This window comes from Clostridium sp. MCC344 (assembly GCF_018785365.1).
Lineage (GTDB): Bacteria > Bacillota > Clostridia > Lachnospirales > Lachnospiraceae > Pilosibacter.
This window is the reverse complement of record NZ_WQPQ01000008.1, coordinates 1-21,963: the sequence shown is the minus strand read 5'-3', so window position 1 is coordinate 21,963 and position 21,963 is coordinate 1. Positions and strand designations below refer to the sequence as shown.

Annotated in this window: 22 protein-coding genes and 1 tRNA gene; 18 read left to right on the top strand and 5 right to left on the bottom strand. The window is 48.8% G+C overall.

Translation table 11 applies throughout. From position 1 onward, the window contains the following. Window positions 1–128: 128 nt before the first annotated feature. From GPK90_RS01600 to GPK90_RS01515, 18 genes are all read left to right on the top strand, one after another. Window positions 129–5,648 (top strand): immunity protein Imm33 domain-containing protein, encoded by a 5,520-nt coding sequence (locus GPK90_RS01600; protein ID WP_330641133.1) that lies wholly within the window; start codon window positions 129–131, stop codon window positions 5,646–5,648. Window positions 5,649–5,663: 15 nt separating this feature from the next. After that, on the top strand, window positions 5,664–6,527 hold the full coding sequence (locus GPK90_RS01595; RefSeq protein WP_215701983.1) for a CbrC family protein: 864 nt from the start codon (window positions 5,664–5,666) through the stop codon (window positions 6,525–6,527). A gap of 9 nt (window positions 6,528–6,536) precedes the next feature. Further along, complete coding sequence (locus tag GPK90_RS01590) at window positions 6,537–7,088, top strand: DUF4304 domain-containing protein (RefSeq protein WP_118041383.1); 552 nt, start codon at window positions 6,537–6,539, stop codon at window positions 7,086–7,088. Window positions 7,089–7,114: 26 nt separating this feature from the next. After that, window positions 7,115–7,645 (top strand): SF0329 family protein, encoded by a 531-nt coding sequence (locus GPK90_RS01585; protein ID WP_118041385.1) that lies wholly within the window; start codon window positions 7,115–7,117, stop codon window positions 7,643–7,645. A gap of 24 nt (window positions 7,646–7,669) precedes the next feature. Beyond that, complete coding sequence (locus GPK90_RS01580; protein ID WP_003524826.1) at window positions 7,670–7,957, top strand: hypothetical protein; 288 nt, start codon at window positions 7,670–7,672, stop codon at window positions 7,955–7,957. Between the two features lie 21 nt (window positions 7,958–7,978). Beyond that, entirely contained in the window at window positions 7,979–8,338 is a 360-nt protein-coding gene (locus tag GPK90_RS01575; RefSeq protein ID WP_118041387.1) for a hypothetical protein, read from the top strand. A gap of 20 nt (window positions 8,339–8,358) precedes the next feature. Continuing rightward, window positions 8,359–9,138, top strand: coding sequence for a hypothetical protein (locus tag GPK90_RS01570; protein WP_118041389.1), 780 nt, complete (start codon window positions 8,359–8,361; stop codon window positions 9,136–9,138). A gap of 27 nt (window positions 9,139–9,165) precedes the next feature. Then, window positions 9,166–10,044, top strand: a complete 879-nt coding sequence (locus GPK90_RS01565) for a DUF4261 domain-containing protein (protein WP_118077487.1) — start codon at window positions 9,166–9,168, stop codon at window positions 10,042–10,044. Then, window positions 10,045–10,185 (top strand): hypothetical protein, encoded by a 141-nt coding sequence (locus GPK90_RS01560; RefSeq protein WP_003524832.1) that lies wholly within the window; start codon window positions 10,045–10,047, stop codon window positions 10,183–10,185. It begins immediately after the preceding gene. 28 nt (window positions 10,186–10,213) lie between these two features. Further along, window positions 10,214–11,176, top strand: a complete 963-nt coding sequence (locus GPK90_RS01555) for a helix-turn-helix transcriptional regulator (protein WP_118077488.1) — start codon at window positions 10,214–10,216, stop codon at window positions 11,174–11,176. A gap of 131 nt (window positions 11,177–11,307) precedes the next feature. Further along, window positions 11,308–11,676 (top strand): helix-turn-helix domain-containing protein, encoded by a 369-nt coding sequence (locus GPK90_RS01550; protein WP_002569119.1) that lies wholly within the window; start codon window positions 11,308–11,310, stop codon window positions 11,674–11,676. 68 nt (window positions 11,677–11,744) lie between these two features. Then, window positions 11,745–12,302, top strand: a complete 558-nt coding sequence (locus GPK90_RS01545; RefSeq protein ID WP_008982545.1) for an ImmA/IrrE family metallo-endopeptidase — start codon at window positions 11,745–11,747, stop codon at window positions 12,300–12,302. A 104-nt stretch (window positions 12,303–12,406) separates the two neighbouring features. Then, window positions 12,407–12,943, top strand: coding sequence for a hypothetical protein (locus tag GPK90_RS01540; protein WP_002592913.1), 537 nt, complete (start codon window positions 12,407–12,409; stop codon window positions 12,941–12,943). Window positions 12,944–13,243: 300 nt separating this feature from the next. After that, window positions 13,244–13,792, top strand: coding sequence for a sigma-70 family RNA polymerase sigma factor (locus GPK90_RS01535; RefSeq protein WP_003524839.1), 549 nt, complete (start codon window positions 13,244–13,246; stop codon window positions 13,790–13,792). A 488-nt stretch (window positions 13,793–14,280) separates the two neighbouring features. Further along, window positions 14,281–14,661: a type II toxin-antitoxin system PemK/MazF family toxin gene (locus GPK90_RS01530; protein ID WP_002569115.1), complete on the top strand. Its 381-nt coding sequence runs from the start codon at window positions 14,281–14,283 to the stop codon at window positions 14,659–14,661. 30 nt (window positions 14,662–14,691) lie between these two features. After that, window positions 14,692–14,919, top strand: a complete 228-nt coding sequence (locus GPK90_RS01525) for a helix-turn-helix domain-containing protein (protein WP_002589006.1) — start codon at window positions 14,692–14,694, stop codon at window positions 14,917–14,919. A 104-nt stretch (window positions 14,920–15,023) separates the two neighbouring features. After that, entirely contained in the window at window positions 15,024–15,461 is a 438-nt protein-coding gene (locus GPK90_RS01520) for a helix-turn-helix domain-containing protein (protein WP_002569113.1), read from the top strand. After that, entirely contained in the window at window positions 15,439–16,830 is a 1,392-nt protein-coding gene (locus tag GPK90_RS01515; RefSeq protein WP_118041391.1) for a tyrosine-type recombinase/integrase, read from the top strand. The genes GPK90_RS01520 and GPK90_RS01515 overlap by 23 nt, the downstream gene beginning before the upstream one ends. A 348-nt stretch (window positions 16,831–17,178) precedes the next feature. Here the strand turns inward: GPK90_RS01515 and GPK90_RS01510 are convergent. From GPK90_RS01510 to GPK90_RS01490, 5 genes are all read right to left on the bottom strand, one after another. Continuing rightward, window positions 17,179–17,255, bottom strand: a tRNA-Arg gene (locus GPK90_RS01510). Between the two features lie 532 nt (window positions 17,256–17,787). Continuing rightward, window positions 17,788–18,693 carry a DUF3881 family protein gene (locus GPK90_RS01505; protein WP_215701982.1) on the bottom strand — a complete coding sequence of 302 codons (906 nt, stop codon included), beginning with the start codon at window positions 18,691–18,693 and terminating at the stop codon, window positions 17,788–17,790. A 5-nt stretch (window positions 18,694–18,698) separates the two neighbouring features. Beyond that, the gene (locus tag GPK90_RS19490) at window positions 18,699–19,502 is read right to left on the bottom strand and encodes a DUF4446 family protein (protein ID WP_215701981.1); all 804 of its coding nucleotides are present in this window, start codon (window positions 19,500–19,502) and stop codon (window positions 18,699–18,701) included. Window positions 19,503–19,538: 36 nt separating this feature from the next. Next, entirely contained in the window at window positions 19,539–20,786 is a 1,248-nt protein-coding gene (locus GPK90_RS19485) for a ParB/RepB/Spo0J family partition protein (protein WP_346011195.1), read from the bottom strand. Next, window positions 20,786–21,556: a ParA family protein gene (locus GPK90_RS01490; RefSeq protein ID WP_118322272.1), complete on the bottom strand. Its 771-nt coding sequence runs from the start codon at window positions 21,554–21,556 to the stop codon at window positions 20,786–20,788. The genes GPK90_RS19485 and GPK90_RS01490 overlap by 1 nt, the downstream gene beginning before the upstream one ends. Between the last annotated feature and the right edge of the window lie 407 nt (window positions 21,557–21,963).

Here is a 21,963-nt window from a genome sequence, read left to right as displayed (position 1 = left end):
ACGAGGACGGCATCCGTGAGATTGTGGATCTTTGGAAGAACGAGGACAGCGGTGAGATCGCTCCTGCGTGGTTGGAACACTTGAATCAGCTCATTGATCGACTGGATTCAGAACAGGAGGCACGACAAATGTATATCAAAAAATACTGGGGCAACTTTATCGGAGGTTCCGATGACAGTCTGAACCTTGTGGCATTTTTAGAGGATCAGAAAAAGGAGGAGATCCCCCTCAGCGAGATTTTCGCCAAGATCGGTCTGGACAAGCAGAACTGGGACTTCCGCCAGACCGTGGAGTACCTGGAGTTTACACATTCCGATGGTGTGGAGATGGACTTTCACTTCGCCATTGATGTGGTCACCGACCTGGCCGCCATCCTGCTGGAGTGCAGCGTCAGCGGCAGTGTAAACCTTCAGGATCTGGACGAGTACAACACCCCTGCCCGCCACATCCGCATCACCGTCACGCCAGAGGAGCATGACGCCATGAACAAGGCCCTCGCGGATTTTGCCCATAATCCGCTGGAATATGACCTCAGTGAGATGATGGACAACGAGGAGATCCAGGAGATGGCTCGGGATGTGGAGTCGCTGCGGAAGGAGCTGTACGAGGCCGCTGGCCGCAACCGGGACTACCATGTGAAAGCGGAGGATGTGAAATCTCTGCTCCCTGACTGGGAGGGCGCCGATGGCTGTATCGCCACCAACCGCATTACGGTGGAGGGCTACAAGGTTGGCTACTGCTACCGGGAGAATCCGGACGGCGGCTGGGACAGCGGCTGGCGCTTTACCGCCGGTGACGAGAGCGAGGCGTACATGGACGACCCCAACAATGCCGGGATTTACAAGCTGAACACAATTTGCAACGACGATCCCGACATCATTCCTCTGCTGAACACCCCCGCCCCCTGCGCCTTTGAGCGGGATGAGAACGGCGTGTTCCAGCAGATCAAAGACTGGAAACCAGATGAGGACGAGGAGGACCCGGATATGGATATTTTGAAGCAGTGCCAGAAGTGGCATGAGGAGGACAAACACCAGAAAATCGTTGACGCACTGGAGGCAATCTCTGCCGAGGAGCGTACCCCGGAAATGGATATGGAGCTGGCGCGAGCCTACAACAATCTGGCGGACCCCAGCGAGCCGGAGGGAAAGAAGCTGCTTCACCGGGCGCTGGAACTGATGCAGTCCCACGAGGAGGAACTGGGAGATACTTATTCCTGGAATTTCCGCATGGGGTATGCCTATTATTATCTGGATCAGGAGGGCCGCGCCCTGCGATATTTTGAAAAAGCCCTGGAACTGCATCCCGGTGATGATCCAAAACTCAACACCCAACAAGACATTGAGGATTTGATCGACTGGTGCAAGAAAGGCATTTCTCTGCCGCAGTTCTCGGAGTGCTTCCGGGAAAGGACAGAGGACTGGTGGGAAACCTTTGCCGAGATGGAATCAGAATTGCGCCAGATGATGGATGAGGACAAAGATCACACCCGCGGCGCAGAACTCGTGTCCCAAATGCAGGAAACCCTGAATCTGGTTTTTGATGAAATCTCCTTCGAGATGGGTTTCAACGGCGAGAAGTACGAGCTGATCCTCACCCCGGAGGGCGACAAGGTCAAGCTGTTTGAGCTGGTCTACTTCCAGAAGCACGCCCCCAAGGAGGTGCTGGAGCAGTGGAACATCCTTGTGGGCCGTCAGCCCCTCCAAAACATCGGACTGCGCACCGACGATGGCTGGGACATCTCTGGGGAGGATGTGCAGATCTGGCTGGAGGAGCAGGGTGAAAACAGCTTCGCCATCTCCGCCTACTGTGAAAAGCTGCTGCCTATGCTCCGGGAGGAAGAAGGCCGGGCCTGGTGGATGCTCACCACCCTCACCGACCAGGTGCTGGGCGAGATCCCCCACATGAGATACATAGACAGCTTTGATGTGCTGGAGGAACCCAAGGCAGAGCCGTCCTTCCTCCTGTCCCAGCTGCCCGACAAACTGCGGGAGCAGGGCCTGGAGCTCTCTACCGACCCGGAAGCCTATCTGGAGAGCTATCTTGGCTACAAAATGGAACCCAATGAAGATCCTGACGCCGATTGGCGGTTGGATACCATGGTGGGCTCCACTTGCTGTGTGCCGCTCATCAACGGCTATCTGAATACCGACAATGACTTCATGGATGATCTCCATGCCGACGGCACGGTGGCGGGCTTCTTCTGCTATCCCCTGAATACCCTGCGGGAGGAGGAAGGCAGTCAGAAAATCTTCGACTTCCGGGACAAGCTGGAAGAAGTGTTTGCCACTGATGAAGGATCGGAAGTGCTCACTCTCACCGGCGGGGCAACCGGCCTCTACTGCGGCTATGTGGACTTCATCGCTTGGGACATCCGCACGGCGCTCCAGATGGCAAAGGAGTTCTTCGAGGGCAGCGACATCCCATGGGCCATCTTCCACACCTTCCGCCGTGAAGCAGGTTCTGTACCTCTAAAGCAACAAGATGATGGGCCAGAAACTGAGAATCAGGATGACGAGTTGAACGAGACGCTGACAGGCATGGACTATATTCCTTATACCCAACAGAACGCCGAAGCATTCTTCGCTCAGCTGGAGCAGTGGAACGACGAAGACGAGTACACCCGCTGTATCCAGGCACTCAATGCCATCCCGGAGGATTGGCGAAACTACCGCACCGCCTACGCCCTGGCCCGTGCACTGGAGAACTACGCCATCATCGGGGACCATGACGAAGGCACTTTGAAATCCAAGGGAGACAAAGCCCTCCTGAGGGCCATTGAGGTGCTGGAGTCCGTCCGGGAGGAAGGCCAGGACAAGGCAGAGTGGAATATGCGGATGGCCTACGGCTATCAGTATCTCTATGAGCAGGAGGCAAAGGCCATTCCCTACGCTCAGCGGTGGGCGGAACTGGACCCGGAGGACGAAAATGCCCCGGCGGTAATTCGGGAGTGTAAGGCGGAGATCCGGAAACGCCAGCGCAGCCGGAAGAAGAAGGCCAAATTCGTGCCCGGTGATACCCCCTTTGAGGGCTTTGACCTCACCAACTTCTGGGATGATAATTGGTATGCACTGAAAGAATATGTCAGTGATCCGCCTTCCGATGAGCTGATTGCCAGCGTGGAGGAGGAACTGGGCTACAAGCTGCCCGCCGCCTACATCTGGCTGATGAAGCAGCACAACGGCGGTATTCCGGTGAACACCTGCTATCCCTGCGATGAGCCTACCTGTTGGGCAGAGGACCATGTGGCCATCACCGGAATTTTCGGCATCGGGCGGGAAAAGAGCTGCTCCCTCTGCGGGGAATTGGGCAGCCAGTTTATGATCGATGAGTGGGAGTATCCTGCCATCGGCGTGGCCATCTGCGACTGTCCAAGCGCCGGACACGATATGATTTTCCTGGACTACCGGGCTTGCGGTCCCCAGGGAGAGCCTGCGGTAGTCCATGTGGATCAGGAAAATGACTATAAAATCACCCATCTGGCAGATAGCTTTGAGGAATTTATCCGCGGACTGGAGCATGAATCCCTCTATGATCCGGATGAAGATGTAGAGGATCTTGAGGATGACGCTGACGAGGAGGAAACTGACCATAAGGGTTCCTTTGCCGGATCTGTGCTCCTCTCCAAAGCAGAGTGGGACAAGGAGCAGTTGATTCGAGATCTGCGGGAAGAATGGGGCATCGTAGATGAGGAGCCGGATGAGGGCGACGAAGATGTTGAGAACAGCGATGACGCTGTGGTAATGCGGGTCGGCAATATGATGCTGATTGTGACACTATTCCACGGTCACATCCCGGACAATGAAGCAGAGATCAACGCCGAAAACAACTATATGTGGCCAGAGGCCGTAGAAGTGGCCAAGGCGCACAAGGCCCATATCATGGTGGCTGTGTTGGGCGAGGAGGAAAAACTGCTGGAACGAGGTAAGCTGTTCACCAAGGCGATGGCAGTGTGCTGCAAGCAGAAATACGCCACCGGTGTCTACACCAGCGGCGTGGTATTTGAGCCTCGTTTCTATGAGGGCCTTGCCGATATGATAAAAGAGGACGAACTGCCCATCTTCAACTGGGTTTGGTTCGGCCTGTACCGGAGCGAGGGGGGCCTAAACGGCTACACCTACGGCATGGATGTGTTTGGCAAGGAGGAAATGGAGGTGTTGAACACCGACGCTGAGCCGGAGGAACTACGGGACTTTTTGGCAAGCCTTGCCTCCTATGTGCTGGCGTGTGATGTGACGCTGCAAGACGGCGAGACCATCGGTTTTTCTGCGGACGATAAGCACACCATCACCCGCAGCCCCGGTGTCTCTCTGCCAGAGGAACAGATGACCCTGAAGATCGGTTACGAGCCTATAAAGGGAGATCCGGAGGATGACGATGACAGCATAGGAATGGATGATGTTTCCTATCATATTGAGAGCATTGAGGAGAAGGAGCTTCCCATTGACCCCATCAACGCCTACAACCACATGGCGATTTATTTGCGCTGGTGCATGGAGCATGACCTGATGGGCGGGAAATTCCTGGCGGAGCATGGCGAAGTGGTAAATCAGGTCAAAGCCGATCCAGGCAACACAGACCTACGAACATTCATCCGGGAGGAGCTGTTCGGCTGTCTATTCTCGGCTCTGTTCAATCAGAAAGGCCGTGCCTTTGCCCATTATTACTATGGAGAAAATGATGCGCCCTATTATCCTGCCGACATTGATGACTATGCCCTGAAATATTTTGGTCCGTCCCGGTACCACTCCAATGAATTTCAACAGGAGGCATACTTATTCATCCCATTTGATGAGAAATACTATCAGGCTATGGCAGAGGTGATCGAAGAACGCTTTGAAAACTGGCAGGGACAGGACTTCGACGAGGACACGCTGGAGCCTTCCGAAGTGGCTCATGCCATCATGGAGTATCTGGACTGCGAGTGTACCTATTTCCCATCCATGGCAGATGATGACCCCATCATGTCGGCATACAGCTACGCCCAGCGGCTGGGGGTACGGGAGGGCTTTGTTCCCGTGCTTATCCAGGCGGATGATGAAACGCTGTTGGAGTGTCTGGTAATGAACGCCGATTCGGAGCATGATGCGGACTTCTATGAATTTGACCTCAAAACCGTAACGGAGTACCGGAAGAAGGTGCTCTCCGCTCCCGTCAAGGACGGAAAGGCGATTTTGGAGGAATTGACTGGCCAGCGCAAGGAAGAAGCCGAGGACGATGATCTGGACTGGGATGAGGAAGTCCTGGACGAGATGGAGGGCGGAGAACCCAACGACCGCTTCGCAAACTATTGGAACGATGGTACCGGAATGACATATCCGCTCATTCTGGCTAAAATTCCGGTAAAGAACCCCTGGGAGATCTTCGCCTACCTGCCCTTTGGAAATTGGAATGAGTGTCCCGACACACCGGACCTGATGGCAGTGGCGAAATACTGGTTCGAGCAACATGGTGCCATCCCTGCCGCCATGAGCCACGATGAATTGGAGTTTGAACTTCCAACTCCGATCTCCAAGGAAAGAGCTATGGAGGTGGCTGTGGAGCAATATGGTTTCTGCCCAGATCTGGATCAGAATGAGGATGGAAGCATTGGCTCCTTGGCAGATGTCCTGTGGCAGTCCACCGTCTGGTATTTCTGGTGGGATTGATGAGAGGTGCGACCAATGACAGAATATCAGAAAACCTATATCGAACTAAAAAAACAGTTTGTTGCGACCAATGAAGGTCCGGACAGTGTCCGCGCTCTATATACCTTCAAGGAAGAACTTGAGCAGAGTGAGGATCAGCAGGCCAAGGAAGTGCTGGTGGATGTGTATGATCTACTGGACTTCAAGAAGGATGCCTATGAACTGCTCTGCCAAATCGGAAATCGTTCCGATAAAAAGACCCTCAAGCGGCTGGGCACGCTGAAGGACTATGCGGAAAACTGGGGCAACTACTATGCCATTCCCAAACCAAAAACGCCAAAGGAAAAGCAGAATGAGAAGGAGCGGCGGGCCCGGCTGGGCCTGCCCACCTTCCGGTATCACCCCAATCCGCTGGAAACCGGCGCTTTTGAGGAGTCCGCAGACGGCGTTGCCTGCGACTGCTGCGGCAAGACCACCCATATTTTCTATACAGCCCCCTTTTACGCTGTGGAGGATATTGCATATCTGTGCCCAGAGTGCATCGCCAACGGCGAAGCAGCCCGGAAATATGACGGTAGTTTTCAAGATGATTTCTCTGTGGACGATGGTGTAGACGATCCAGAGAAGCTGGACGAGCTGATCCACCGCACCCCCGGCTACTCCGGCTGGCAGCAGGAATACTGGCGCGCCCATTGTGGTGACTATTGTGCCTTTTTGGGCTATGTGGGTGCCAGAGAACTGCGGGCCCTGGGTGTGCTGGAGGAGGTGCTGGACGATCCCATGTGGGACGAGGAGCAGAAAGATATGATCCGGGAATCCATCAATGGCGGGCACCTGCAATGCTATCTGTTCCAGTGCATCCACTGCGGAAAGCACCTGGTCTGGATGGATTTTGATTGAGGTGGCAACATGGAGAAGAAGGATTTTCCCAAGGGAACCAAGCCCCGCGAGATCTTCGTCTATACCTGTGAGCGGATCGCGAAGCCTTTGATCCCGCTGGGCTACAAATACCGTAAGAGCAAAAATGACATCTACAAAAAAGACGGCATCTTTGTGTTCTCCTTTTACTTTTCCCCCTCTATCCGTTTTGGCTCCACCACTTTTACTGCCTTCTTTGATGTGAGTTCCTCGGTGATTGCCCAGTGGCGCAGTGAGCAGGAAGGGACTGAGAAAACCTATGATGGTATCGTGGGCACCTCCATCGCCCGGCTGACCCGCCGGTATGATGACTTCCCCCGCTATGAGGTATCTACTCTGCTGGAGCGGGAACGCTCTATCCAGGAAATTTCCGGGCAGATCCAGGACTATGCTCTGCCGTTCTTCGCCCGGTTTTCCGACTTGCCAAAGCTGCTGGACGATGTGGAACGGGAGGGGTTCTTTCCCCATCGGAAGGGGTTCGATGTCCCAAAGCGGAATCGGGAGTTCATTGAATGCTTCCGGGAGTATCTCCAAAAGCAGTAGGATTCAGCAGAGAGGAACAAATGCCTATGTCAAACAGCCGAGTATCCACTTGGAGTGGGATCAGAAACAAATTGGAGAAAGACTACCTGTGCCCGGCGCTCCGGGGCCACATCCAGTATTTTGCCACCAGTTACAGCAAAAGCGCCGACCATGAGGGCCGGGCAGCCATTCGCATGGATGGCGAGGAAGTGCTGCGGAGCAACTACTACACCTATTTTGGAAATGTGTGGACGAAATTTCATCATTTGCGGTCCACAACGCTGAAAGATTGCGACTCCGCAAAAGATGCCATCGACCAGGCTCATGCCTTTGCGCTGGAGCAGGGCACCTTTGACCAAAAGGTGTTCTATGAGGCGTTTGGTATCTTTGACAACCAGAGCATTGAGAAAAGCCTTGTCAGCCAGAATCCTCTTGTCCGCATCTTTGCCCTCCTGGACCGCAGGCTGGGAAAGCGCCGCCTGCTGGCTTTGGAGAAATCCTTGGAGCAGGAACTGGACTGGGTGCGGGCCTTCTATGTGACCCGGATGCAGGCAGAAGGGCTGATGGACAGAGAATAACGAGGGTTAGGAGAATTGTGCAGCATGAATTTTTCGGATATTGTCCAAGGTGAAGACGGTTTTTTGGTAGAACTGCGTTGTAATAACACATTTCAGGTGCAGTTGTTTGGAAAAATAAAAGCCTATCTTCTTGAAAATCAACCAGCATGGAAGGCAGCAGGAGCGATCCCTATTCCCGATGCAGTTGCTATGTTCAATCTGATTGACCAGCTGGCTGGTGGAAATCGGTATTGGAGCGAGGAAACAGGACGCCAGGCAGAAGATGCTCTTTTTGAATTACAGGAAATAATCGATTCGTTAGAGGAAACATAATTTCGGTGAGGAGGAATCACCATGTCACAGATCGCATTCTTTTATCTTCTCAAAGACGGCCAGCGGCAGGAACTGTCGGGCGGCGACTGCTCCGGCGCGGTCTATATGGCCATCTGGGACTGGTGTGAGAGCGAGCTGGATCTGGATGTCCGTTTTCCTGCTCCCCAGACGGAGGACACCCTGGACTGCGCTCTGCTGGAAGGAGAGATGGCGTCTAATGTGCTGGCAGCTCTGCGCGAGCAGGACCTCCCGAAGCTGGCCGCTGAAATTGCCCCTGACTGGGATCTGCCCGCCGAGGCGGTGCAAAGCGGACTTGAAACGCTGCGCTCCCACCTGGAGCTGGTGCAGGGCGACGCTGCCCTGCTGTATGAAATGATATAGACAAAAAAGGAGAAAAACTTATGGGACTTGACATCTACGCCGGAACATTGACCCGGTACTATTCTCACAACTGGAAAACTGTTGTTCAGCAGTGGGCGGAGGAAAACGGATACGCCTTTAACCGGATCACGCCGGATGGAGAACCTGCTGATAAAGAGGAAGAAATGTCCACGGCAGAGGTCCAGGCAGCGGTGGAGAACTGGCGGGATCAGATCTTGAGCGCCATTTCTCAGCCAGATCAGCCCCCCTACGCCCCCTGGCCGGAGGATAATGAGAAGCCCTATTACACCGACAAGCCGGATTGGGATGCCTTCGGCGCTATGCTGCTGGTGGCCGCCTGCCATACATACAATGAGCCGGTGCCTTCCACTGTGGAGAAGGACTGGAACTTCGGGGAGCATCCTCTGGTCGCCCGTCTTGCATCGGACGAGGAGCGGGTGTGGTCCCTGCTTCGGGGCGCGACTTGGTGGCTTCCCCTCACCGACAGCTTTCTGTTCCAAGTCCCTCTGCCCACCGATGACACCGCCGTTATCGCCACCTTGGGCGGACTGCGGAAGGAGCTGGAAAAGCTGAACCAGCTGGCGTGGCAGGCCGATGAGGACACCATTCTTGATTGGGCATACACTGAGGGATACCCGATAGAGGGAACCATAGACTCAGATGGACAGTACAGCAAGGCGGACATCCCGGAACACACCCAGTATGACACCCAATCCCTTGCCAAGTTTGCCTTCTCCATGTTCTGGCGGGCCATGCAGTTTGCGGAGGAACAGCAGGTGCCCATCCTGCTTGATTATTAAAGAGGATTTGTCAGGAGGTGGAACTAAATGGGCAATCAAGTTTTCCAGCAAAACCTGGATGACAAAAAAGGCCCCCAGCCCGGTGGCCCCTATCTCATTCAGCTGCTGTTCAAAGAGCCAGTAGAAATGCCGGACAAAGAAAAAATGACTGCCGTAATGAAGAAGCACATCGGATCAACAGAGTGCTTCTGTTATGATAAGAAAATGGCTGGCTTTGCCGCCCTGGATCATATAGCGGAATTTCAGGACGGCAAGTGCCCGGTACAGCTGATGGTGATGAAATGCGACAAGTTCAAGGGCAAAGGCTTTGATGCCTTTTTGTTGAGTCAGATGTGGGACTGCCAGGAGGACCGGGAGCGGATCTTCCGGGAGTGTCGGTATCATGTCGTGGCCACTGATATGCTGGCGGGGGCGCTTCCGGCGCTGGAGCGGGCCAACCTGGACGCCGACTTTCTTGACGCCTTGGCGGAGCTGTACCCCACCTGCGAGGCGTTCTACTTCCAGAACTGCGGCAAGCTGTTTCTGGCGGATGATGTGCGTTCCAATCAGATCGAAGGCCCGGATCGGTTCATCCGCTTTGGCGTCAATGTCCGATTCTTCAACATTGAAGGTACGGAGGATATGCTCATCGACACGGTGGGCATGAGCACCCTGTTTCTGCCTGACCTTCAGTACCACTTCCACGGCATGGACCCCAACTGGGTGGTGAACCACGCCTACAATGTGGCGTCCTATATTCTGGAGCATGATAACCCCATTCAGGATGGGGAAACCATAGATGGTGTGGCAGATGGCCAGATGAGCCGGGAACTCCAGTGGAAGTGCCAGTATGAGGATGCCATGATCCAGCCGCCCAGAGGGGTTCTGGACATCAACATGGGGAAATACGCCTCGGGAGGCCGCTGAATGAACGGCGTTGTGCTCCTGGTGGGCGGACTGCTGCTTGTGGCGGTAATCAAGCTGATTATGGATCGAAATTGGCTGGGCCTGCTTCTCTGTGTTGTTGCCCTGCTTCTGGTCTTTGGGGCTGGACACCATACAAAATAGGCCATTTTAAGAATCGAGGAGGTGAAGTATGCAGAATTCAACAAATATGCGGATACTGGAATTACTCCGGTTTCTCTATGAGCGGACCGATGAAAACCATCCCGCCACAGTATCTGACATCATTGCCCATCTGAATGGAAAAGGAATTCAGGCAGTGCGGCAGACTGTTTACGCGGATACCAATGCGCTGATTGATGCAGGGATTGATATTGTGGTGGTCAAGAGTACCCAAAACCAATATTTTATGGGAAGCCGCCTGTTTGAGTATCCAGAACTGAAAATGCTGACAGATGCAGTAGCTTCCTCGAAGATCATTTCTGCCAAGAAATCCGAGGAACTGGTACAGAAATTATGCCGTCTGACCAGCACACATCAGGCAGAGCAGCTTCAAAAATTTGCTGCTTTATCCAGCCGTGTCAAACCGCATAATGAAAAGGTTTACTATATCATTGATAATATCCAAACAGCGATTGGAAACCATCAGCAAATTCGGTTCCAATACTATGAATATACTCAGAAAAAAAAGAAAATCTTAAAGCACGATGGATATTATTATGTCGTAAATCCTTATGCGCTTGAATGGAAAAATGACCACTATTATCTGATTGGATTTTCTCTGAAGCATCAGAAAATTGCTCACTTCCGTGTAGATCGTCTAACAAGCATAGAAAATCTTGAAACTTGCTTTATACCGATAGAGGGATTTGATGTAGCCTCCTATACAAACAAAATGGTTGATATGTTTACATCGGAGCCATCGAAGGAAGTAACCCTTCTATGTGAAAACGAATTGATGAGAGTAATCATAGATCATTATGGAGAAGATGCCCCTGTTGAGAGATATGATGACGCGCACTTCACAGCAAAAATTGAAGTGAACCCCAGTGGAACTTTTTATGGCTGGATATTCAAATTTAAGGGAAAAATAAAAATTCTATCCCCAAAAGAGTGCATTACAGAAATGCAGCAAATCGCTCAGGAATTTATATAGCGCAAAAGAGGTGTTATTGATTTTTAACACCTCTTTTCAAATGAAATTTTTATCCTTGAAGTGAACAGATGTTCGATATACAATATAAGCAAGATGTTCGCAGTTCGTCGAACAAATGAGAGGTGAATGCTGTGGGCAATATAACTTTTGGATCATTTATAGCCGAGAAACGCAAGGCGCACAAATTCAATTTACGCGATACAGCCAAGCATTTGAATATTGCTTACGGTTATCTGTGTGATATTGAACAAAGCCGCCGTCCTGCACCCAATGGAGATTTTGTGGAACGCATCTCCGCCTTTCTGAATTTGGATAAATCAGAACATGAGTTGCTTTTGGATCTGGCTGCAAAATCACGCAATACAGTATCTGCTGATTTGCCAGACTATATCATGGAAAAAGATATTGTTCGGGCAGCCTTGCGTGTGGCAAAAGAAGTAGACGCTACCGATGAAGAATGGCAGACATTTATGAAAATGCTAAAGGAGCGTAAACGATAGGGGGGAGAGCTTTGTCAATTCCACAAATCCGTACAGAAGCAATCGAGGCGGTAGGGCGAAAAATCCTGATGGAATATGATCCCTCTCTGCTATCCGGGCAACCATGTCCTGTGCCAATCGAAACCATTATCGAGACAAAGTTTGATCTAATCCTGGAGTTTCATACACTAAGAAAAAACCCCAAGATATTAGGGGAAACAATTTTCGATGACGGTGCCGTTGTTTTATATGACCAGATACAGAGACAGTATCGAATGATTGCAGTAAGAGCCGGTACAATCTTAATTGATGAACGGCTTTGTGATCCGTCAAAATTAGGGCGGCTCCGTTTTACCTGTGCCCATGAGCTGGCTCATTGGGTACTACATAAGAAGTTGTACTCTGGTACTGGAGATGTTGCTGCTTATAACGGAAATGTTTCTTCCGACGAAAGTCATGGCATAATTGAGCGTCAGGCGGATACTCTGGCCTCTGCTCTGCTGATGCCTTTACCGCAGATCAAAAAATGTTTTTACCGGCTTAGAATAGGCCGGACAGATGAACAGCTCATTGCTGAAATGGCAAATATTTTTGAGGTTTCCAAGCAAGCAATGCAGATTCGTCTAAAATCCAGGAACCTGATATAACCAAAGGGGGGAATAGAGGGAGGCACTGCCCTCTCTCACTCTCCTCTGCTATGCTATTTTGTACCTAATATGTTCGCAATATTGCGAACAAGGAGGGATGTTCTATGAGAAAAGAAAGTACAACAATCCAAAAATGTAACAGCAGGCTAACAGCTTTGGGGCTTAACAGCGATGCTGCGTTTCATAGAAGTAAGCTGATTCTAAAGATTTACCGTGATGTAGTCTGGGTTCTGAGTGAACGGGCAGAAGAATTACAAGAAACTGCTTGGATTATGGGAGAACAAGATATAGAGTCTGGCCTCTGCTATCTTGAAAATTTTGCACCAGATATTGAACTGCAAGCCTTTGAAGAAAAAGTTTGCTGCCTTGTTCAAAATCAAATGCTAGTCAATATTATTGACCGTGCACTCCTTCGTCTGAAACGGTATCCGGATCGAGGAGAACTTTACTATGAAATTTTGACTAAGCAATTCATCTATCGGTTCAACAGCACAGAGAAAGAATTGCTGGAAGAACTAAATATAGAGCGCAGTGTCTTTTATGACCGAAAACGAGAAGCCATCTATTTATTTTCTGTTTGCTTGTTTGGATATTCTATTCCAGAAGTCCTGGAGGAGCTGCCCCGACTAAATCCCGACTAAATCCCGACAAATCCCCGACCTAATCCCTACTCCCTTCCGACTTCCGACCTGCTATACTTGTTATAGTGGCAGGAATGCGCTAAATTGAATACTTTTCTACATAAGGCCCGGCATTAACCGGGCTTTTTTCATTCCTGCTGCAATATGGCGGCAGGAACATGGCTGGAGGTGAAAACACTTCCGGCCTTTTTCTTTGCCCGGTATTAGGAGGCCGGTATGCGCTGGGAGGCGTACATAGCAAAATATCCATGACACCGTTTAAATTCGCTGACTACCAAGAATTTGAACGGAGGAAAGGATATGACGAGAGTATTCATTTGGAAAAATAACAGCCCACAGGAATGGGAGGAAATCAGTTTTTCAGCGTTCAGTAAGGCACGCCGCAATGGTTGCTTTACTGGGCGCTTTTTTGTTGAAACAGTCAAAATGTTCCGTGATGAAGATGACCGCATTATCATGGAATGTTCTCGCAAAGATTTTGAAAAATACCAACAGGAGGACCGCCACAGCCGCTATCTCCAGGAACATGAGAAAAGTCGCTCTATATTCCCGGCTTCTCATGTGGGAGATCGTGACGGCACAGAGGAAGGTTATCAGGATACAGATTTGTTTGTGGATGAATCTGTTGATACTGCGGAACAAGCAATTTGTAATCTTCTTATGGCCGATCTGCACCGTGCTTTGCAGCAGCTGAGTCAGAAAGAACGCTCTTTTATCTTGGATTATTACGGCATGGAAAAGCCAAGTACACTGCAATTAGCCAAAAGATATGGCATTAGTCAGCCCGCAGCTCATAAGCGTCTGAAAAAAATTGAAGAAAAAATAAAAAAGTTGGTTATAGATTTCTAAAAAAAGTGGCAGTAGCAAGTGAAAGGGAAATCCTTTCACTTGCACCTTGACAACCTCATATACGAATCATTAAGTTTGATCCTCTTTGGGCGTAATAGCCGCTACATCAGCGGTATATTTTCTGAGAGCTGCCACTCGCATAACAGGCCAACCCATTTTTGCTGTATAGATGAGTTTTCGGTTTATCAGAAATATATCAGGCTGGAATACATCGGATGGCATCCGGTCATGGCATAACAAGGAGGAAAGCTCTCTTACAGCCATAGTCCGAGCGTGATAATAACCGTCGCAGGCCATGGGTAAGACCAAACGAAGTGGAGGTGAAACTCCTGAGAAGCAGGCCAGCCACCTGCGGCTTAATGATTACCCAAATCCCTGGGGTGTCGTGGACAAGTAAGGGATAAAACAGGCGCTAAATTGAAGGAGACTCTGTAATTTGCAGAGCCTCCTTCTTACATAATCAAATCTCAAAACATAGGAGGATGAACATGAAAGAAGATTGGATTTATAAGCGTGGGGATTTATATTATGCCAATTTGAACCCTTATTTTGGATCAGAGCAAGGCGGCACCCGTCCTGTCCTGGTTCTTCAAAACAATGTGGGGAATTTTTTCTGCCCCACTTTGATCGTAGCTCCACTCACCAGTAAATGGATTAAGAAAAAGGAGCTGCCCACACACTATGCACTGGAGAGCGTTCCAGAGCTTGGACTGAAATCTGTTGTTCTGCTGGAGCAAATTAAAACGATTGATAAAAGGCGTGTTTTATCGTACATTGGGCGCGTATCTCGCGAAGAAATGAGAGCGATTGATGATGCTCTGCAAGTTAGTTTAGATATTCATATTCCGGAGGAAATGGAGGCTCCGTAAGGCCACTTACCGGATAAAGGAGGCGTTTTTATGTTTGAAGCAAGAATTGCGGAATTGAACCGCTTTAATGAACAAAATCCTGTCAGCTATGACAAAAGAACCTATACGGTCGATGAGATTCAGGACATTCTGGGTATCAGTCGTCCCACAGCATATAATCTGGTAAAACAAGGTGTATTCCACAGCGTCAGAGTCGGCGGTCATATCCGCATTTCCAAAAAGAGCTTTGATGACTGGCTGGATCACACAGATGAATGATTTGTCAAGGATGCCGATCTCCAAATCGACATCCTTAACTTTTTTTCTGCTTTCTCTTACAATGAGGCCATAGCAAGAAAAACTTTATAGAGGAGGCAAAAGCCATGCAGAAACAAAGAGTAAAGACCAGTATGTCTGTACCAGAGATGGGCAAAATGCTTGGGCTTGGTAAAGTAGAATCCTACTGGTTGGTTAAAAAGAACTATTTCAAAACAATTCAAGTGGCCGGACGAATGAGAGTTATGCTGGATAGTTTTGAAGATTGGTATGCCGGCCAGTTCCACTATAAAAAAGTGGATGGTACACCGCCCGGAGAGAAATGGCGGCATACTACGATGTCAGTACCGGAAATGGCGGATCTTTTGGGGCTGAAATCTGGCACAGCTTATGACCTTGTTAAAAGGGGCTATTTTGAGACGACCTTGATTGATCGAAGAATTCGTATCATTACCAGCAGTTTTGAAGCCTGGTATCAAAAGCAAACTCATTATGTGAAAATCTCAGAAAGGAGCAATGAAAATGGCATCTATCGTGAAGCGTAAAAGCAAATATTCTGTGGTGTATGATTACACAGATGAAAACGGAAAACGCAGACAGCGTTGGGAAACCTTCAGCACAAATGCAGAAGCAAAAAAACGAAAAAAGCAAATTGAGTATGAGCAGGACTCTGGAACCTTCTTTATTCCTACGGCAAAGACCCTGAACGATCTGCTCGATGAATATATGTCCATCTATGGTGTAAATACCTGGGCAATGTCAACATATGAAAGCCGCCGTGGTCTGGCGAGAAACTACATAACTCCTATTATCGGAGATATGTTACTATCCGACATCACTCCAAGGATGATGGATAAGTATTACCGCGATCTGCTCTCTGTGAAAACGGTAAGCGTCAACAACCGAAAACCCACAAGCGAATATCTGACCCCGCATACAGTAAGAGAAATTCACAAGCTACTTCGCAGTGCCTTTAATCAGGCGGTGCGTTGGGAACTAATCAGCCGTAACCCTGTCCTGAATGCGACACTTCCCAAAGAAGAACATAAAGAACGGGATATATGGACTGCCGAAACTCTGAGCAAGGCTATGGAAGTCTGTGATGATCCTATCCTCTCCCTTGCCTTAAATCTGGCGTTCTCCTGCTCTTTACGCATTGGCGAAATGCTGGGCCTTACCTGGGACTGCATTGATATTGCACCACAGAGCATAGAAAATGGTTCAGCTTATATATTCGTCAACAAAGAGCTGCAACGGGTTACACGAGGTGCATTGGACGATTTGAGCGACAAAGGTGTTATTAAGAAGTTTCCACCTTGCATAGCCAGTACCCATACTGCTCTGGTTCTGAAAGAGCCTAAAACCAAAACCAGTATTCGCCGTGTGTACCTGCCGAAAACAGTTGCCTATATGCTGGTAGAAAGAAAAAAAGAAATTGATGAGCTGATGGATCTGTTTGGAGATGAATACATCGACAATAACCTGGTCTTTTGCTCCAGCAATGGCCGTCCGATGGAAAGCCAGGTGATTAACCGTGCTTTCAATAAACTTATCAAAGAAAACGGACTGCCTCATGTTGTATTCCATTCTCTCCGTCACTCCAGTATCACCTACAAGCTGAAACTCAATGGTGGCGATATGAAATCCGTCCAGGGCGACTCTGGTCATGCTCAGGTAAAAATGGTTGCGGATGTCTATTCTCACATCATCGACGAGGATCGGTGCATAAACGCTCAGCGATTGGAGGAAGCTTTTTATTCCTCCAAGACTCCTGATCCTGTTGAAGATACAGAGGCAGAAACTTCGGATACTATCGTCACTGAAAGCAATGAAAGTGATGCAGCGAAGATACTGGAACTGCTTAAAAATCCCGAAACTGCCGCACTGCTCAAGCAGCTGGCAAAGGCTTTATAAAGTCCCTCCCTCAGAAGAACGCCTCTCACTTTGTGAGAGGTTTTCTTCGTTTGAACCACTTTGCACAGTGACCAAACACTTTTTTTGTTAGCAAGGTTCTGAAGGCATTTTTGAGCGATGTTAGCAAATTCGCGATTTTGTTTGCAACTTCCTCTGATTTCTGCTAACAAATGTTTGCAAGCTCTTTTGGTAAAAATCGAACCTCTGACTTACCGCATTTCTTAGCAAAAGACCAAATCTCGTTAGCAAATGTTAGCAAACCAAGGTTTTTTGCAAAAAAGCCACAAAAGCCGCAGAAATAAGAAAAGCCGAAAACCCTGATAAATCAAAGGTTTTCGGCGTGTTTGCTGGCGTCCCTGGCGGGATTCGAACCCACGGCCTTTCGCTTAGGAGGCGAACGCTCTATCCTGCTGAGCTACAGAGACATCTATTCAATTAAAATTGGTAACGATCACTTTTCATCGTAAGGCGGCCGGTAGAGCATAACCTTAGGAGGCGTGTGCTCTATCCAGCTGAGCTATATGGACGTGTCTGATATATGATTATAGCCCGATCAAGGTCGAACTGCAATCCCTTATTTAGTTTTTTTGAGGTGACCGTTGTAACGCAACCTTAGGAGACGAACGCTCTATACTACTGAGCTACAGAGACATGCAGTCTAAAAAACTACGATATATATCTTACCAAACAGAAGCCGGAAAGTCAAGGAATCGCAACTTTTAGAGAAGTATTTCTTCAGGTTTTATTTCATTGTTTCAATCCACAGTCGGTAATTTAACGGAGACTGACTGTGATTTGCTTCGTGTCAGTGGGGGATACCGATTTCTCTCCGCCCACCACTGCCATTAAGTTTTCCATTGGCAATTCATCTTACCACCTATAGAGGTGGGAGAATTCTTGCTGTTGTTAGTTAAAATAAGGTCATACAAAGCTCTTTCTGCTGCCTAGAAAACTTTCCTATTTTTGACTCTGTTTCGCACGATACGGTTCCAGCTTTAAGGTTCCCTGCATCCAGATCTGCCCTTTGAACCGGCGTCCGGGCTGGGGTTCTCCTAAGAGATCTTTACTGTTGATACAGATCACAAACTCCAGGTCATGGCTCTCGATCTTCATGTGATAAATTTCTTCTTTTGTATAAATATTTCGTACTTTCTCGACTTCTTTAATTTCTCCAATAATAGAATACTGATCACACTCCACGCCACACGGCATAAAGCAGGAGTCGATAATGGAGTAGAGATCCTCTTTCATCGCTCTTCTGGAGATCTGTGAGTAGAGATCAATATCCTCGATCGTCAGCGTCTCCATCGCTTCCTCGTCCCCGTTCTTTGCGGCCTCGATCAGACTGCTGCGATCTTTTGCTGCAACCTTCGCCTTCTGGATCTGTTTCTGACTTTTTTTGATCGGAAGAAGGATCTTTCCTCCGATGGACATACCGGAAAAGCAGACGGATCCGATCTTTGAGTGATGCTCTTTATCCAGCATTTTTTCCCGGAATTCCAGGAAATTTTGGATATAAAAGATCAGTGTAATGCCGACTTTATTCTCGTCCACCATTCCGGAGTATGTCTCTTTCTCCGTATGCCGCTGGACTGAACACTCTTCCGTTGATCCGACAATGTTGCCCTCCAGATACGGGAAGTAAAATTCCCGCTCGAAGTCTCCATCATCATTCAGTTCCCCGACGATCGAGATGCCAAGTCCCGGGGCCACTTCCGTCCGCATTTCGCAGACATTGCTGTCCTCATCGACCTGGACACACTTCGTCATCGACGGCTGCCGTTCCAGCAGATCCAGAAGCTTTTCAATATCTTTTTTCTTTGTATACATGCTGAAACCAGCTGCACGTAAAAATTTATGCATATGGATCAATAATCTCCTTTATCCTCGCCATCGGGATCGTCCGGCAGTGCATCGTAATCCTCGATGGTATCTGTCTGGATCTCGACCTCTTCCACATCGTATGCGTCCGCATACCGTTTTACACGTTCTTCTTCATCTTCACGGCGCTCTGCCTGACGTCTTCTCAGCTCTTTCATGCGCTCGCTCTTCTTCCGCTCGCTGCTCGGAACCTCGATATCCTGCTCACCGGAACCACCTTTTCTCTCTTTCTTCTTTCCGGCTACAGCCTTCTCTTTCTGGGCGATCCGTTCATCCATCGTCGGACGTTTTACATATCCCAGGGCCTGCTCCAGCGCCTCCTGTTCCTCTCCGCCGAGGAGAACTTCCGTCGCTCCTTCCTCTACCTCTTTTAAGTAGATATAGCAGCCTTCACGGCTGTGAACGACGTCCAGTACGAAACCGCTGTTGTTGTTATCCAGCATTGCGATGACAAAGCTCAGATTTCCGCCCATGCCCTTAAACGCGTTGTACTTGACGTATCCGAATTTCTGGAATGAGGACTTGATCTGCTTTGAAAGCTGCTTCATCGCATCCCGGCTCACCCGGTCTTTTTCCTGAAGTTCTTCCATCTCGTCCATGATGTCCATGATCGTATCTTCCAGTGTCTCCGCGTCTTTTCCGCGCATGAACATGTCATATCTGCGGTACAGTTTATTGAGCTTCACAATACAGATGATCACCACGATCAGCAACGCCACTGACAGGATTGAAAATCCTACGATCAGCGCCATTGGATCAATGGGAAGATTGTATAACATACTGTTTTCCATATTCTGTTTTCTGTCCTTCCGTTTATGTCTGTGCTTTTATGATTTTAAAGATTCCATGAGTTCGATCAGTCTCTCTAGCTCTTCCTGGGAGTAATACTCGATCTCGATTCTTCCCTTATTTTTATCCTTCTGATTGATGACAACCTTGGTTCCCATGATGGATTTTAATTTGTCCTCAACCTGACGGTAGATCAGATCAATATCCGGTCCTTTTTCCGGTTTCTTTTCCTTCGGCGGGCGGTTCATCATCTTGACAAGTTTTTCCACGTCACGGACGCTTAATTTCTCTTCAACGATCTTCACTGCAACCTGGTACTGACGTTCTCTGTCCTCAAGTCCTAAAAGTGCTCTCGCATGTCCGCTGGAAATTTTTCCTTCCGCCAGCATATCCTGCACTCTGGAATCAAGTTTCAACAGACGCATGCTGTTTGTGATCGTCGCACGGTTCTTGGAAACGCGGTTCGCGATCTCCTCCTGAGTCAGATGAAACTCCTGGATCAGCTGTTGGAAAGCCTGTGCTTCCTCGATCGGGTTTAAATCCGCACGCTGGACATTCTCGATCAGGGCGATCTCCATCGTCTGCTGTTTGTCATACTCGCGGATCAGTACCGGAACATCCGTGATCCCTGCAAGCTTTGCCGCGCGCCAGCGGCGCTCACCGGCGATGATCTCGTAGTGACTACCCTTTTTCTGGACAATCAGCGGCTGTAGAATTCCATACTGTTTGATGGAATCAGCCAGTTCCTGAAGACTTTCTTCGTCAAAATTCTTTCGCGGCTGCTCGCTGTTCGGCTCGATCAGATTGAGTTTTAAGGTCTGCTCGACAGGTTTTTCTACGATCTTCTCAACCGGCTTTTCAACCACTTTCTCAACGATTTTTTCAACTGGCTTCTCGACGATCTTTTCTACGATCTTCTCGACTGGTTTCTCGACGATCTTCTCAACGATCTTTTCTACCGGTTTTTCTACGATCTTTTCGATGATGATTGGTTCATTTGCCTTCTGTCCGTTTGCGGACGGCGCATTTCCGGAAACACCATTTTTATTCTTTCCCTGGTTTTCCTGGTTCTTCACCACGCTACTCTTTCCCGCATCTCCGTTTCCGGCTATCCCTCTTTTTTCTGTATTCTTAGCTGTATTTTCCGGCTTTTTCTCAGCCGTTTTTCCCATTAACTGTTCTTTTCTTTCACTTCTGCTTACTTTTTCTCCAGAAGTTTCTTTCGTATTTGCAACCTCTTCTCCAAAAAAAGCGCCAAGTCCCTTTCCTAATCCACGCTTTGCCATTATATCTCTTCTCCTCTGCTGATGACTTCCGCTGCTAAAAGTCTGTAGCTCTCCGCGCCTGATGACCGGCTGTCATAGAGATTGATCGGCATACCATAGCTCGGTGCCTCCGCCAGTCTGACGTTTCTCGGAATGATCGTCTTGTAGATATTTTCATTCAGATGTTCTTTTACATTCTCTACGACTTCCAGAGACAGATTTGTTCTCGAGTCATACATCGTAAATACAACGCCCTCTACTTCCAGCGCCGGATTTAGTTTTTTCTGAACAAGATTTACTGTTTTCAACACCTGGCTTAATCCTTCCAGTGCATAATATTCACATTGGATCGGGACAAGTACCGTATTGGCTGCTGTCAACGCATTGATCGTCAGAAGGTTCAGAGACGGCGGGCAGTCGATAATGATAAAATCATACTTACCATTTAATAGCTCCAGATTTTTCTTCAGGATGCATTCCTTTTCCTCCATATCAAGGAGTTCGATCTCCGCTCCTGCAAGATCCACATCCGATGGCATTACATCAAGACGTTCCTGAACGCTCGGATTGATGCACTCTTCCACCGTGCATTCTCCCATCAGGAGTTCATATACAGTATTGTCAATATTTCCTTTTTCCAATCCAAGTCCGCTTGTTGTATTTCCCTGCGGATCAAAGTCCACAGTCAGCACTCTCTGTCCTGCTTCAGCCAGGCAGGCCGACAAATTGATCGCGGTTGTCGTCTTTCCGACACCACCCTTTTGATTTGTAATTGCAATAATACGTCCCATACCTCTATCCTTTCCGCAGGTCAGCTCTACCTATTTTTATCGTTACTATTTATATTCAAAACTTTAGCGAAACTTAGTATAACACAATTTTCCCTATTTTCCTATTGATTTACCCTATAAAATTAAAAATGTTTCACGTGAAACATTTTTGCAATTCCTACAAGGCATAGCCGCACAGCTTCTGATCGTGCGTTAGTGCTTTGTTATACAATGTTTATAACGTATCCATCGCAGTATATGTTTCACGTGAAACATATACTGCAATTTACAGCTCGCTTTCCTTTTTCTTGTAAAGCGGACATTCGCAATCCGCTTCGCTACTTGCTCTGAACGCAGTCGCTTCGCGATCTGTCAGTGGGAGCTTTCAACTCCCACTGACATAAGCATCCCACTCACCCACCGCTTAG